Below are 12832 nucleotides of genomic sequence, written 5' to 3' on the forward strand. Positions count from 1 at the left end.
ATTCCCGATTTTTCGCGGCCCAGGCTTGACGACACCATCCGGCTCCATTTTTCCGTTTGGAGTTCGTGATGATTTCTGAGGCCTTGTTTCCCGATCTTTCGTTTCTCAAAAAGCAGAACGCTCCCGCTTCCAACGATGAGTTGCTGGCTCAACTGTCGTTGCTGACATTGGCGCTTCAAGCGCAGCTGTCCACCGTGCCCCGTTTCAGCAAGGAGTATGAACCGGACACCCTCGAGCAGGTGTCGCTCGATACGGCGCGGATCGAACAGCGAATGCCTGAATGGCAGGTCGACATGGATGAGTGGTGGACGGCACAGGGAAAAGGTGGGCCGTCGTCCTCCAATTTACGTGCGCAGCTCTATCAACTGTTCGAGCTGGAGCTGGCCTTGCATGCGATCGTCGAGCCGGAATTCAGGGCGGTGATCGAGTCCCTGCTCAGCGCCGGCGAGCAGTCAGGTGACATGGTCGGCGTCGTGGTCACCGCAGGTGAGGTGCGGGTGCCGTTGGCGGGCAGTTTCGCGGTGGTCCGCGATATTGATGAGTTTGCCGATGACGACGCGTTTCTTTTCTACGGGCCAGCCTGGGGCGTAAAGGTGCACAGCCAACGCATCGATGCTGTCGATAGCCTGCGCCAGGCGTTGCTCCAGGGTATGGCCGAGCAGGCCGGGTGGATTCGATTCCTGCCCGGCGAATTGCTGACTGCCGTTGAGAATGGGGAGACGCTGGCGCTGAGTTTCGAGGACTTTGCGCAGGCGTTCGCGGTGCGGCAGATGGCGGATCTGCGGACGTTGCAGGGCAATCTGTTGGCAGACCTCGAGGCCAGGGCCACCGAGAGCCCGGTCGAGGCGCGTCTGTTCAACGAAACAGCGCGGTTGGACGCTTGGATCGGCCCGATTCAGACGCGTCTGGCCGCCCATATGAAGACGTTGCGGCTAGCGCGTGTGCCTTCCTGGCGCAGTAACCTGGAGGAGGAGGCGTTGGCTGCGTATTCACAGCTGGAGCTGCAGATGGCGCAGACGAAAGCGCGCGTCGATGAACACTTGGGCAATCTACGTGACTACCGCACGTTTGCCGCAAGCAGGATGCGCGATTGGTTGCAGCGCAATCTCAAATGGGCAAGCGTGGCGCCCGAGCGGATTCGGGTTACGGTTCGCACTACCGGCTACGGGGCTCCCCTGTACCGTTCCTGCAGTTTGCTGGACTGGGTCATCAGTGGCGGTTACGCACCTTCCAACGAACTTGGGCACAGGCTTGTAGCAGAGGTGGACGATGAGGGGCTGCGCGAGCGCCTGACACATGCCCAAATGCAGCGGATGATCGATGGCCTGAATCTGCGGCTGGAGTATCGCCGCCTGCTCGTCAACGCCTTGAACACGCCAGCAACCCGCGACCGCTTGAGCGACGCAGCGACTACCCAGCTGGCCCTGGCGAATGCGCAGGCTCACCATTCAGGCGAGCTTCCTGAGCCGATCCACGCGCGCATTACCGAGTTGCTGGCCGGAAATCTGGCTGTCGAGGGGCTTGATCTACACCGGATCAAAGTGCATGGCATGCCACTGCGCAACATCTACTGCATGACTCATGGCAATGACTTCTTGCTCTATGCGCCAGGCGCACCGGGTGGTGACCTTCGACGTTTTGCACCGCTGGTGGCTGTCCAGCTCGCGCTGGTTGGCATGTTGTCCAATCCGACGGGGATGGCCTTCGTGCTGTCGCGCACGCGAGCCGCCCAGCGCGCGAAACTGCAGAGCTATCTCAGCCGGCTCGAGTCGCCCACCTGGTACCCCGGGATGATCACCCTGGAGCCACTCAAGGGCAGCCTCGCCCAAGCAATGGCCAGAGACCTGATCCTGGCGCAGTACGACGAACTCCAGTTGCTCGTGCCCAGGTGGTATCTCAACGCCAAGCCCGAGGATCGACTGCGGATCGCCTCGCTCGACAACGAGTTGGCGTCATTGCAACCGGCGCATCAGGCCGATTGCACGATACCCACGCTCCAGGCCTTCGCGCGTGAGGTGGCGGCCAAACGGATCAACGAGTATCCGGGCAACTCGGGTCGCTGGATCGATCCGGACAGCGTGATGATCGAGTCGACAGAGGGCAAGTTGACCTTTACCCAATGGATGGCCTGGGGCTATCCGAGCAGCGTCAATTTCCAGGAGAGCTCGACGATAAGCTCTGAAGTCGGTCAGGATCTTTCGCACCTGGAACTGGCTTCGCTTGCTGGCGCCATTCGCGAAGCCAGCAGTGGTATGGGAGCCCGATACGCGAACCACATGAAAGCGGTTTTCCTCGATAAGGCGCGTCCGCAGCAGGAGCGGCAATCGTGGTTGCACCGGTCGATGATGGGCGTGAAGGTCCGTCGGGATTTTCTTGCGGCCAGTCTGGCAGGGCACCTCGACACAGAACAGTCGGCGTGGCTACGGTCGATCAGCGAAACCGTCGCGGACGATGACATCCTCAAATTTCATCATTTCGAGCGATTGGCGTTCAAGCAAGGGCTGGACCGGCTGGTGGAGGGGGGCTATCTGCTCAATGGATCGCCAAACGACCATCTCGTCTATCTGAGCGACGCCGCCGATGGGCGTATGGTGCGCACGCTTGCGGACATCGCCGAGTCGTGGCGAGTGGAAAACCTGGGCGTTTATTTCGCCAGTCGGGCCACCTCCGCCGACAAGGCCGCGATGCGGCAATTGGATCATGTTCGGCTGAATGATCCAGAGGGCGTGCAGATTGTGTATGACGCTCATTCCCATACCGCCCAAGGTCGAATAACGGACTGGGATCATGACTTGGTCCTGCGTGCAGATCATCGCCTTCGTGACGCAGCGCATCAGACGACAAGCATCAGTGACCGTGTCCTGCAGTCGATGGAGCATGTCGTGCTTCCTGTGGTTGGCGTCTTGACAGGAGGGATCGCAGTGCTGGGCATGCCTTTGCTGCTGATTTCCTCCACCGTCAACTTGGCGTTGTCCTCGCTGACGTTCTCGGAGGGGGCGCATGCCTGGTGGGAAGGCAACAGAAGCGAGGCCGTGATGAAGTTCGTCAGCGGTGCGATGAGCGTGGGCTCCGCCGTTGGCCTGGGGAAAGTCATCGCCTCGCTCTACACCATCTGGTCCCCGGGCCCTTCAGGGGTTTTCAGCGGGCTCTTGAAAGAGACGCTCTTCGACTGGGGGCCAAAGAGTGCCTCCCCGGTTGCCGAGACATTCGGCGACGAGCTGATGGCGTTTTTGGATAGCGCACTGAGCGGGGCCCCCCAGGCTGCCCGCGAGCTAGCGCCGATTCTCGACCTAACCTGATCAGCCGACAACCTCATGTCCCATTCGCCTGCTGGTCGCCTGGGCGGCGGCCAGCAGGCTCTGCGCCGCAGGCCCCTGTTCATCGGCATGGAAGATCGACGTCGGCCCGACCACGGTCATCACCGCGCAGATCTGCCCCATGGCATTGAACACCGGGGCCGACAGCGCATCCACCCCTGGCATCAGCAGGCCGTGCACATGATGCAGGCCGCGTTGGCGGATCTGCGCCAGCAGTGGCGCATAGTCCCCGGCAGCCTGGCCCAGTGCGGCCAGTTCCCGGTCGCGCAGCTCGACGATCTCCCGCTCCGGCAGATGGGCGGCGAACACCAGCCCGGTGGACGAACTGAGCAATGGCAGCACCGAGCCGATCTGGGTCACCACCGTCACCGCGCGTACCGCCGGCTCGATGCTCACCACCGTCGCCCCTTGGTTGCCCCACACGGCGATGAAGCAGCTTTCGTTGAGTTCGTCGCGCAACTGCGACAGCGGCAGCGCCGCCACCTTCAACACATCGATGCTGCCCAGCGCCGCCATGCCCACCCGCAGCGCCTCGCGCCCCAGGCCGTAGTGATTGGTGGCCGGGTCCTGCTCGGCGAAACCGCTGGCGATCAGCGCCTGCAGGTAACGATGCACCTTGCTCGCCGGCATCTGCACATGCTCGGCCAGGCGCGACAGCGAGGTAGACGGCGAGAGCTCGGCCAGGGCCTTGAGGATATCGGTGCCGACTTCCGCCGAGCGAACCTTCTGTTTGCCGTTGTCGGCGCTGCTGCTGGCTTTGGCCATGGGGGACTTCTTATGCGGATTTTCCAGGGTGGCGCCTTTATAGCTTGACGCCTGCGCAGGAGCAAATTACGTTATTCGTAATCTGATTACGATAAAAACAATGCAGACGCGCTGCCGCCCTTGGTGCCGGTTTCAGGATCGGGCCCGCAGCCAGCTGCCCGCAACGGCTCCCAGCAGCCCGGAGGCACCGAGATGACCCGCGACACCTCACCCGAACTCCAGTACCTGAGCGGTTTCGGCAACGAATTCGCCAGCGAAGCCTTGCCCGGCGCCCTGCCGGTCGGGCAGAACTCGCCGCAGAAGGCCCCCTATGGGCTGTACGCCGAGCTGCTGTCGGGGACCGCGTTCACCATGACCCGCAGCGAACTGCGTCGTACCTGGCTGTACCGTATCCGCCCGTCGGCGCTGCATCCGCGCTTCGAGCGCCTGGAGCGCCAGCCGCTGAACGGCGCGTTGGGGCCGATCAATCCCAATCGCCTGCGCTGGAGCCCGCAACCGATTCCCGCCGAGCCCACCGACTTCATCGAAGGCTGGCTGCCGATGGTAGCCAACGCGGCCTCGGAGAAACCGGCCGGCGTGAGCATCTACATCTACCGCGCCAACCGCTCGATGGAGCGGGTGTTCTTCAACGCCGACGGCGAATTGCTGCTGGTGCCTGAGCAAGGTCGCCTGCGTATCGCCACCGAGCTGGGCGTGCTGCAAGTGGAACCTCTGGAAATCGCGGTGATCCCGCGTGGCATGAAGTTCCGCGTTGAGCTGCTCGATGCCCAGGCACGGGGCTATATCGCCGAGAACCACGGCGCGCCGCTGCGCATTCCGGACCTCGGCCCGATCGGCAGCAACGGCCTGGCCAACCCGCGCGACTTCCTCACCCCGGTGGCGCATTACGAAGAGGACACCGGCCCGGTGCAACTGGTGCAGAAGTTCCTGGGCGAGCACTGGGCCTGCGAGCTGCAACATTCGCCATTGGACGTGGTCGCCTGGCATGGCAGCAACGTGCCGTACAAATACGACCTGCGCCGCTTCAACACCATCGGCACGGTCAGCTTCGACCACCCCGACCCGTCGATCTTCACCGTGCTCACTTCGCCCACCAGCGTGCATGGCTTGGCCAACATGGACTTCGTGATCTTCCCGCCACGCTGGATGGTGGCCGAGAACACTTTCCGTCCGCCATGGTTCCACCGCAACCTGATGAACGAGTTCATGGGCCTGATCCACGGCGCCTACGACGCCAAGGCCGAAGGCTTCCTGCCCGGCGGCGCCTCTCTGCACGGGGTGATGAGCGCCCACGGCCCGGATGCCGAAACCTGCGACAAGGCCATCACGGCGGACCTGGCGCCACACAAGATCGACAACACCATGGCCTTCATGTTCGAGACCAGCCAGGTGCTGCGTCCGAGCCGCCAGGCCCTCGAAAGCCCGCAGTTGCAGGCCGACTACGATAGTTGCTGGGCCACCTTGCCGAGCACCTTCAACCCGAACCGGAGATAACCGATGAACCACACCGCCATTGCCCGTAGCTGGGTCGAGCACGCCAACGGGCACCGCGACTTCCCGCTGCAGAACCTGCCCCTGGGCATCTTCAGCCGTCCAGGGCAGGCGCCACGTTGCGGCGTGGCCATCGGCGACGCGATCCTCGATCTCGAGACCGTGCTGGCCGCCGGGCTGTTCGATGGCGCGGCCAAGGCTGCCGTCGAGGCCACCGTCGGTGGCGCGCTGAACGCCTTCTTCGCCCTTGGCCGTTCGGCCCGCGTCGCCCTGCGCGAGCGCCTGCTAGTACTGCTGGGCGAGGGCAGCGAGCACCAGGCCGCGCTGAAGGCCGCCCTGTACCCGGCCAGCGAATGCCAACTGCACATGCCGGCGCGGATCGGTGACTACACCGACTTCTACGTGGGCATCGAGCACGCCAAGAACGTCGGCAAGCTGTTCCGCCCGGACAACCCGCTGCTGCCCAACTACAAGCATGTGCCGATCGGCTACCACGGCCGCGCCTCGACCATTCGCCCGTCCGGTACCGATGTGCGCCGCCCCAAGGGCCAGACCCTGCCGGCGGGCCAGAGCGAGCCGAACTTCGGCCCCTGCGCGCGCCTGGACTATGAACTGGAGCTGGGCATCTGGATCGGCCAGGGCAACGAGATGGGCCAGTCGATCCCGGTGGGCGACGCCGCCGAGCACGTGGCCGGCTTCTGCCTGCTCAACGACTGGTCGGCACGGGATATCCAGGCCTGGGAATACCAGCCGCTGGGTCCGTTCCTGTCCAAGAGCTTCATCACTACCGTCTCGCCCTGGGTGGTCACCGCCGAGGCCCTGGAGCCGTTCCGCTGCGCCCAGCCGGCCCGTCCGGAAGGCGATCCGCAGCCGTTGCCGTACCTGCTGGACAAGCGCGACCAGGCCGGTGGCGCCTTCGACATCGAACTGGAAGTGCTGCTGCTGACCGCGCGCATGCGCGAGCAGAACCTGCCGGCCCATCGCCTGACCCTGAGCAACACCCGCAGCATGTACTGGACCGTGGCGCAGATGGTCGCCCACCACAGCGTCAACGGTTGCCAGCTGCAACCGGGCGACCTGTTCGGTTCGGGCACCCTGTCGGGCGCCGCGCCGGGCTCGTTCGGCAGCCTGCTGGAGATCACCGAGGGCGGCAAGCACCCGGTGGAGCTGGCCAGCGGCGAGGTGCGCAAGTTCCTCGAGGATGGCGACGAGATCATCCTGCGCGCCCGTTGCGTGCGCGATGGCGTGGCCAGCATCGGCTTCGGCGAGTGCCGCGGCACCATCGTCGCGGCCAACTGAGGGGCTGGCGATGGAACTGTTCACCTATTACCGCTCCACCTCGTCGTATCGGGTGCGCATTGCCCTGGCGCTCAAGGGCCTGGACTACCAGGCCGAGCCTGTGAACCTGCTCAAGGGCGAGCAGCGTGGCGCGGACTACCTGGCGCTCAACCCCCAGGGCCGGGTGCCAGCGCTGCGCCTGGAGAGCGGCGAGCTGCTGGTGCAGTCGCCGGCGATCATCGAGTACCTGGAGGAAGCCTTCCCGGAAGCACCACTGCTGCCCCGTGCGCCCGAAGCCCGGGCCAAGGTGCGCGGCGTGGCGGCGATCATTGGTTGCGATATCCATCCGTTGCACAACGTCAGCGTGCTCAACCAGCTGCGCCAGCTAGGGCACGACGAGGCCCAGGTCAATCAGTGGATTGGCCACTGGATCAGCCAGGGGCTGGCGGCGATCGAGCAGCTGATCGGTGATGACGGCTTCTGTTTCGGCGCTGCGCCGGGGCTGGCCGACGTCTACCTGATCCCGCAGTTGTACGCGGCCGAGCGCTTCAACATCGACCTCGGTGGCTACCCGCGCATTCGCCGCGTGGCCGCCTTGGCCGAGCAGCACCCGGCCTTCCAGAAGGCCCACCCGGCGAGGCAGACCGACACCCCCGACTGACCACAAACCCATTGTGTTGGCAGGGACACTGTGGGAGCGGGTTTACCCGCGAATGCAAGGGTGAGGCCACCGACGCTTTCGCGGGTAAACCCGCTCCCACAGGTACTGCTTCAGCCCGCAGGAGCAAGCTCCTGCAACGACCATCGCGACCCATGGCATAACAACAAAAGACAGGTACCTTGCGATGCACAACCAGATAGCCAGCTTTCGCGCGGCGCTCGACGCGCGCCCGGTGTCACCCTACCAGTGGCGCCTGCTGCTGCTGTTGATCCTGCTGTTGGTTACCGATGGTTACGACGCCCAGGTGTTGGGCTATGTGATCCCCGCCCTGGCGCAGGACTGGGGGTTGGAAAAGGCAGCCTTCGGGCCGGTGTTCAGTGCCAACCTGCTGGGGCTGACGGTGGGGTCGCTGGTGGTGACGCCGCTGGCCGACCGCTTCGGCGTGCGCCGCGTGCTGCTGTGTTGCGTGCTGTTGTACGCCAGCCTGACGGTGCTGATGGTGTTTGCCTCCTCGCTCGACAGCCTGATGCTGGCGCGCTTTCTTTGCGGCATCGGCATGGGCGGCGCCATGCCCAGCGCCATGGCGCTGATGGCCGACTATGCGCCGCCACGCCTGCGCACGCTGATGGTGACCCTGGCGGCCTGCGGCTTCTCCCTGGGAGGGGCGGCAGGTGGCTTCGTCGCCGCAGGTTTCATCGATCACTACGGCTGGCAGGCGGTGTTCCTCGCCGGTGGCGTGGCGCCGCTGCTGCTGTTTCCGTTCCTGGCGCTGTTCCTGCCCGAATCGCTGCCGCGCCTGCTGCGCGACGACCCGCCCTATGCGCGGCTGCAACGGGTAACTGCCCGCCTGCTGCCCGGCTGGCAGGTGCCGACCGCCCAGTTTGCGGCGGATGAACCCGGCAACAGCAAGTTCACCGTGGCGGCCCTGTTCCGTGAGGGCTTTGCCCGGCCGACCCTGCTGTTGTGGAGCACCTTCTTCGTCAGCCTGATCCTGCTGTACTTCATGATCAGCTGGCTGCCTTCGCTGTTGCAGGAAAGCGGGCTGGCGTTGAACCAGGCCAACCTGGTCACCTCGCTGTTCCTGTTTGCCGGCACCTTCGGCGCGGTGTGCCTGGCCTGGTGCGCCGACCGCATGAAGAACAAGGCCTACCTGTTGGCCTGCGTGCTGCTGGGCGCGGCATTGTTCAGCGTGCTGGTGGGCCTGAACCATGACGACCCGCGTTGGCTGGTGCCCAGTGTGTTCGCGGCGGGCTTCTGCATCATCGGTGGGCAGCTGACGCTCAATGCCTTCGTCAGTAATTTCTATCCGGCCCAGGTACGTGCCACCGGCACTGGCTGGGCACTGGGCGTCGGGCGCTTCGGTTCGATCCTGGGACCGTTGCTGGGCAGCCTGCTGTTGACCCTGCATATGCCGGTGGAACAGATTTTCTTCTTCTGCGCCATCCCGGCATTGCTGGGCGCGCTGCTGATCAGCCAGGTACGTGTGCCACGGCCGCGGGAGCCGCTGGCCAAGGCGCAGGTGTCAATGGATTGAGCGTTTGTCGCTGGGCAACTGGCCGAGGCGCTCGCTGAGCTTCAGGCGTTGCACAGGGTCGTCGCTGAGCAGCAGGGCATGCTCCAGGTCGAAGCGCTCGGCCTGGGGGCAGTCCAGGTGCTGGTACAGCGTGGCTCGGGCCAGGTAGTCGCCGACCTGAGCCGGGCCCAGTTGCATCACCCGCTCGGCATCGATCAGCGCGGCGAGGTCGTTGTCGTTGCTGCCGTGCAGTTGGCGCAGGTTGCGCGACAAACGCTGGAGCATCTGCATCGGCGAGGCGCCGCGCAGGTGTTCGGCGCTCAGCGTGGCCTGGGGGCCGAACTGACGGGCGAGCAGTTCCCGGCAGTCGTTGGGGTAGAGTCGACGGCCACCACAAGGGTCGAGCAGATGATCGGCGCCAGGCACGCGCAGCAGGAAATGTCCGGGAAAGTTGACCCCTTCGAGCGGGATCGACAGGCGCCGGGCCAGCTCCAGGGCGAGGATGGCCAGCAGCAGTGGCTGGCCACGGCGGCGTTGCAGCACCTTGTCCATCAGCGCCGCCTGTGGCCGCAGCGGGTGATACTCGTCCTGTTGGAAACCCAACGCATTGAGTTGACGCAGCAGGGGCTGGGCCAGTTCATTGACGGGCAGCATCGGCAGGCAGGTGCTGACTTCCCGCTGCAACTCCTGCAGTCGGGCAAGGCAGGTCGCGGGCTCGACCGTGCGATCATGCTCGACGGCGATCCACAGAGTGGCTTCCAGCAGGGCGACCGGCTCGCGCTCCAGGCAGGCCAGGCAGGCTTGGCGTGGGTTCATGGGACCTCTCCATCACGCTTAACTTGTAGCCCTGGCGCAGGCTTTCGTCCAGTGGTCCGCCCGCGTAGTGTCGGGCCTTGACCTGCCTATACTGGTAGGAGCACCTCTCGGGGGAGCCCGTCGATGTTCGCGCTCATGCAAAGCACCCGTACTCAGTCGCTGCACCTGTTCATCGACCCGCCCACCGGCCTGAAGGCCGTGGTGGTGATCCACAGCGAGCAGCTGGGACCGGCAATTGGCGGTTGCCGCTATCTGCCCTATGCCGATGACGAAAGCGCCATGACCGATGCCATCCACCTGGCCCAGGGCATGAGCTACAAGGCCGCCCTGGCGGGGCTGCCGATGGGCGGCGGCAAGGCGGTGATCGTGCGCAACCCGCATGTGGAAAACCGCGCCGCGCTGTTCGAGGCCTTCGGTCGCTTCGTCGACACGCTGCAGGGGCGTTTCATCACTGCCGTGGACAGCGGCACGTCAACCCTGGACATGGATTGCATTGCCCAATCCACTCCCCATGTCACCAGCACCACGGCCTCGGGCGACCCCTCACCCCACGCGGCCATGGGCGTGTTCGCCGGTATTCGCGCCACCTCCATGGCACGCCTGGGCAGCGACAACCTGGAAGGCTTGCGGGTGGCGGTGCAAGGGCTGGGCAATGTGGGGTATGCGTTGGCCGAGCAGCTGCATGCGGCGGGCGCCGAGCTGTTGGTCAGTGATCTGGACCCGGGAAAGGTGCGGCTGGCGGTGGAGCAGTTCGGCGCTCATCCGGTGGCCAACGATGCGTTGATCAGCACGCCGTGCGATATCTTCGCGCCCTGCGGGGTGGGGCCGGTGCTCACCGGTCAGAGCGTGATGCAGTTGCGTTGCGCGGCGGTGGCCGGTTCGGCCAACAACCAGCTGACCACCTTGCAGGTGGCCGATCAGCTGGAAACCCGGGGGATTCTGTATGCGCCGGACTATGTGATCAACGCTGGTGGGCTGATCTACGTGGTGCTCAAGCATCGAGGCGAGGACCTGGGCACCATCACCGCGCACCTGGCGCGGATTCCGACAAGGCTGACCGATGTGTTCGCCCATGCCCAGGCGGAGAAGCGATCGCCGGCGCGGGTCGCGCAGATGCTGGCGGAGCGGCTGCTGTACGGCTGAAGATGGGTGTCGGCCCCTTCGCGGGCAAGCCCGCTCCCACAGGTACCAGCGCCGAGACTACTCGGCTTGGCCAGCTTCGAGCAGTTCGGCCAGCGCATCGGGTTGGTTCTTGAACGCCCGGGCGAACACATCGCGATGCTTGGCCATGTAGATGCCGGCTTCCTCGACCTGCTGCTCGCTCAGTGACGGCACCGCCTTGTGCAGCACCTCGGCCAGGCGCTCGGCCAGTTCGAGCATCTTGTCGTGACGGTCTGCTTCGGCCTTATCCATGAACAAGCGCTCCGGGTCGCGGCTGCTGCGGTACACCACTTCGACGGCCATTCATCACCTCTATGCCTTTTTGCTGGTTGGGTTGCTGGTTAACTGTATTTTTATACAGTACATGGGCGCGCCACCGACCTGCAAGCTCGATGATGGCCTTGTGCGCAGAAAAACAGCGTAGCCCACAGGTGCCCTGCGGCAATCGACCGCCTTCCAAGACAAGGGCCAAGGCCCGTTAACTGCATGGCACAGCTGTCACAGGCGTGACGCACCATCCTTAAGGTCGTATCGGGGAATCGAACATCGTGAACATCAAATGGGCAGACAGACTGCGCAAGGGCCTGCACGGCTCCGCCGACTCGCTGGGCAACCTGTGCGTGGAGGCATTCCACTACCTGGCGCTGTTCGGCATTGGCGCGATCACCGCCTATGCGGCGGTAGTGACGTTCCTGGACATGCTGAGCAAGGGTGGGGTCAGCGTCGATGACATCCTGCTGCTGTTCATCTACCTGGAGCTGGGGGCGATGGTGGGGATCTACTTCAAGACCAACCACATGCCCATCCGCTTCCTGCTGTACGTGGCGATCACCGCGCTGACGCGCCTGCTGATCGGCGACGTATCGCACCACAAGGCGCCGGATGTAGGCCTGTTGTACCTGTGCGGCGGCATCCTGCTGCTGGCGTTCGCCATCCTCGTGGTGCGCTACGCGTCGTACCGCTACCCCTCGACCCGGGTGCTCGATGCCAACGGCAAGGAAGTGGACGAGGGCAAGTAGCCTTCAGTTGGCCAGGGTGCTCGCCGGCAGGTGATGGCTACGGGTGAGCGCGGCGAGCACTTGCAATGGATTCTGGCCGAGTTCGATGGCCAGGCCCAGGCGGATGCTGTCGATGACCCGCTGCAGGCGCACCGGGTCGTTGCGCTGGGCCTGGCTGATCAGGCGCTTGGCGACCACGCCGCTGTCATCGGAAAGGGTCAGCATGATGCTGCCGTCCAGGCGCTCGATGCTCAGGTTGACCCGGTACTCCGGCGCGAAGGCGGCACTGATGCGATCGAAGGGGTTGCTCATGGTCGGGCTCTGCAATGAATGGCTGCAGTGGTTGACCGGGGCGGGGCACGTTTGGTTCAGGCCCGTTGATCGGCACAAATGAAAACGCCCGGCGCAAGGCCGGGCGTTTTCGTTCGAGCGTCAGGCTTCTGGATCGCTCACTTCCAGGGCGCCACGCTTGCTGCGCAGCTTGCCGTAGAAGTGTTCCAGTGCGTGATTGAGCTTGCTGGCGGCGCCATCGACGGCCTGATCCAGCGACGCTGCGGTGTGGGTCACGGAAATCGGTTGGTGGCCTTTTGGGCGAGCCTCCATCTGGCAGCGTTTGTCGTGCGGTCCGGGCTTGGCGCCGTTGTCGTCGCGCAAGTGGACTTCGATGCGGGTGAGGTCGTCCTCGAAGCGTTCGAGGCTGCTGTGCAGCGTGCTGCGGACCCACTCGTTCAAACGGACGTTGCCTTCGATCTGGTTGCTGCTGTTGACCTGGATTTGCATGATTCAATCCTTATTCAGCTTGCTCGCAGAAGGCGCGCCCAGGTCACTGAGG

At 64.5% G+C, this 12832-nt stretch carries 12 protein-coding genes; 7 read left to right on the top strand and 5 right to left on the bottom strand.

Annotated features, from left to right (window positions below; translation table 11 throughout):
* The first annotated feature begins 68 nt into the window (after positions 1–68).
* Positions 69–3299 carry a DUF6543 domain-containing protein gene (locus N5D48_RS07910; RefSeq protein ID WP_279882891.1) on the top strand — a complete coding sequence of 1077 codons (3231 nt, stop codon included), beginning with the start codon at positions 69–71 and terminating at the stop codon, positions 3297–3299.
* On the opposite strand, the gene N5D48_RS07915 is transcribed toward N5D48_RS07910, so the two are convergent.
* On the bottom strand, positions 3300–4082 hold the full coding sequence (locus tag N5D48_RS07915; RefSeq protein WP_279882893.1) for an IclR family transcriptional regulator: 783 nt from the start codon (positions 4080–4082) through the stop codon (positions 3300–3302). It lies immediately after the preceding gene.
* Positions 4083–4274: 192 nt separating this feature from the next.
* On the opposite strand from N5D48_RS07915, the gene hmgA reads away from it, so the two are divergent.
* The 4 genes from hmgA to N5D48_RS07935 all read left to right on the top strand — a co-directional run bounded on the left by hmgA (position 4275) and on the right by N5D48_RS07935 (position 9046).
* Positions 4275–5576 (top strand): homogentisate 1,2-dioxygenase, encoded by a 1302-nt coding sequence (gene hmgA, locus N5D48_RS07920; protein ID WP_279882895.1) that lies wholly within the window; start codon positions 4275–4277, stop codon positions 5574–5576.
* A 3-nt stretch (positions 5577–5579) separates the two neighbouring features.
* A complete protein-coding gene (gene fahA / locus N5D48_RS07925) occupies positions 5580–6872 on the top strand; it encodes a fumarylacetoacetase (RefSeq protein WP_279882897.1) in 1293 nt (430 codons plus the stop codon).
* Positions 6873–6882: 10 nt separating this feature from the next.
* The gene (gene maiA, locus N5D48_RS07930; protein ID WP_279882899.1) at positions 6883–7512 is read left to right on the top strand and encodes a maleylacetoacetate isomerase; all 630 of its coding nucleotides are present in this window, start codon (positions 6883–6885) and stop codon (positions 7510–7512) included.
* Positions 7513–7696: 184 nt separating this feature from the next.
* On the top strand, positions 7697–9046 hold the full coding sequence (locus N5D48_RS07935) for an aromatic acid/H+ symport family MFS transporter (protein WP_279882901.1): 1350 nt from the start codon (positions 7697–7699) through the stop codon (positions 9044–9046).
* Here N5D48_RS07935 and N5D48_RS07940 read toward each other — a convergent pair.
* On the bottom strand, positions 9035–9841 hold the full coding sequence (locus N5D48_RS07940; protein WP_279882902.1) for a tetratricopeptide repeat protein: 807 nt from the start codon (positions 9839–9841) through the stop codon (positions 9035–9037). The genes N5D48_RS07935 and N5D48_RS07940 overlap by 12 nt on opposite strands.
* A 123-nt stretch (positions 9842–9964) precedes the next feature.
* On the opposite strand from N5D48_RS07940, the gene N5D48_RS07945 reads away from it, so the two are divergent.
* Complete coding sequence (locus N5D48_RS07945) at positions 9965–10984, top strand: Glu/Leu/Phe/Val dehydrogenase dimerization domain-containing protein (protein ID WP_279882905.1); 1020 nt, start codon at positions 9965–9967, stop codon at positions 10982–10984.
* A gap of 57 nt (positions 10985–11041) precedes the next feature.
* On the opposite strand, the gene N5D48_RS07950 is transcribed toward N5D48_RS07945, so the two are convergent.
* Entirely contained in the window at positions 11042–11305 is a 264-nt protein-coding gene (locus tag N5D48_RS07950; protein WP_279882907.1) for a YebG family protein, read from the bottom strand.
* 245 nt (positions 11306–11550) lie between these two features.
* Between N5D48_RS07950 and N5D48_RS07955 the strand changes: the two genes are divergently transcribed.
* Positions 11551–12021: a phosphate-starvation-inducible PsiE family protein gene (locus tag N5D48_RS07955; protein ID WP_279882909.1), complete on the top strand. Its 471-nt coding sequence runs from the start codon at positions 11551–11553 to the stop codon at positions 12019–12021.
* Between the two features lie 3 nt (positions 12022–12024).
* Here N5D48_RS07955 and N5D48_RS07960 read toward each other — a convergent pair whose 3' ends face one another.
* Together N5D48_RS07960 and N5D48_RS07965 are read right to left on the bottom strand one after the other, a co-directional pair.
* The gene (locus N5D48_RS07960) at positions 12025–12312 is read right to left on the bottom strand and encodes a DUF3509 domain-containing protein (RefSeq protein WP_279882911.1); all 288 of its coding nucleotides are present in this window, start codon (positions 12310–12312) and stop codon (positions 12025–12027) included.
* 120 nt (positions 12313–12432) lie between these two features.
* On the bottom strand, positions 12433–12780 hold the full coding sequence (locus N5D48_RS07965; RefSeq protein WP_279882913.1) for an HPF/RaiA family ribosome-associated protein: 348 nt from the start codon (positions 12778–12780) through the stop codon (positions 12433–12435).
* Positions 12781–12832: the final 52 nt, after the last annotated feature.

Origin of the sequence: Pseudomonas sp. GD03858, from assembly GCF_029840925.1 — a bacterium.
Classification (GTDB): Bacteria; Pseudomonadota; Gammaproteobacteria; order Pseudomonadales; family Pseudomonadaceae; genus Aquipseudomonas.

Bases quoted from the DNA above. Each gene is read 5' to 3' on its own strand.
- N5D48_RS07910 (WP_279882891.1), top strand. From the start codon at position 69: ATGATTTCTGAGGCCTTGTTTCCCGATCTTTCGTTTCTCAAAAAGCAG.
- N5D48_RS07915 (WP_279882893.1), bottom strand. From the start codon at position 4,082: ATGGCCAAAGCCAGCAGCAGCGCCGACAACGGCAAACAGAAGGTTCGC.
- hmgA (WP_279882895.1), top strand. From the start codon at position 4,275: ATGACCCGCGACACCTCACCCGAACTCCAGTACCTGAGCGGTTTCGGC.
- fahA (WP_279882897.1), top strand. From the start codon at position 5,580: ATGAACCACACCGCCATTGCCCGTAGCTGGGTCGAGCACGCCAACGGG.
- maiA (WP_279882899.1), top strand. From the start codon at position 6,883: ATGGAACTGTTCACCTATTACCGCTCCACCTCGTCGTATCGGGTGCGC.
- N5D48_RS07935 (WP_279882901.1), top strand. From the start codon at position 7,697: ATGCACAACCAGATAGCCAGCTTTCGCGCGGCGCTCGACGCGCGCCCG.
- N5D48_RS07940 (WP_279882902.1), bottom strand. From the start codon at position 9,841: ATGAACCCACGCCAAGCCTGCCTGGCCTGCCTGGAGCGCGAGCCGGTC.
- N5D48_RS07945 (WP_279882905.1), top strand. From the start codon at position 9,965: ATGTTCGCGCTCATGCAAAGCACCCGTACTCAGTCGCTGCACCTGTTC.
- N5D48_RS07950 (WP_279882907.1), bottom strand. From the start codon at position 11,305: ATGGCCGTCGAAGTGGTGTACCGCAGCAGCCGCGACCCGGAGCGCTTG.
- N5D48_RS07960 (WP_279882911.1), bottom strand. From the start codon at position 12,312: ATGAGCAACCCCTTCGATCGCATCAGTGCCGCCTTCGCGCCGGAGTAC.
- N5D48_RS07965 (WP_279882913.1), bottom strand. From the start codon at position 12,780: ATGCAAATCCAGGTCAACAGCAGCAACCAGATCGAAGGCAACGTCCGT.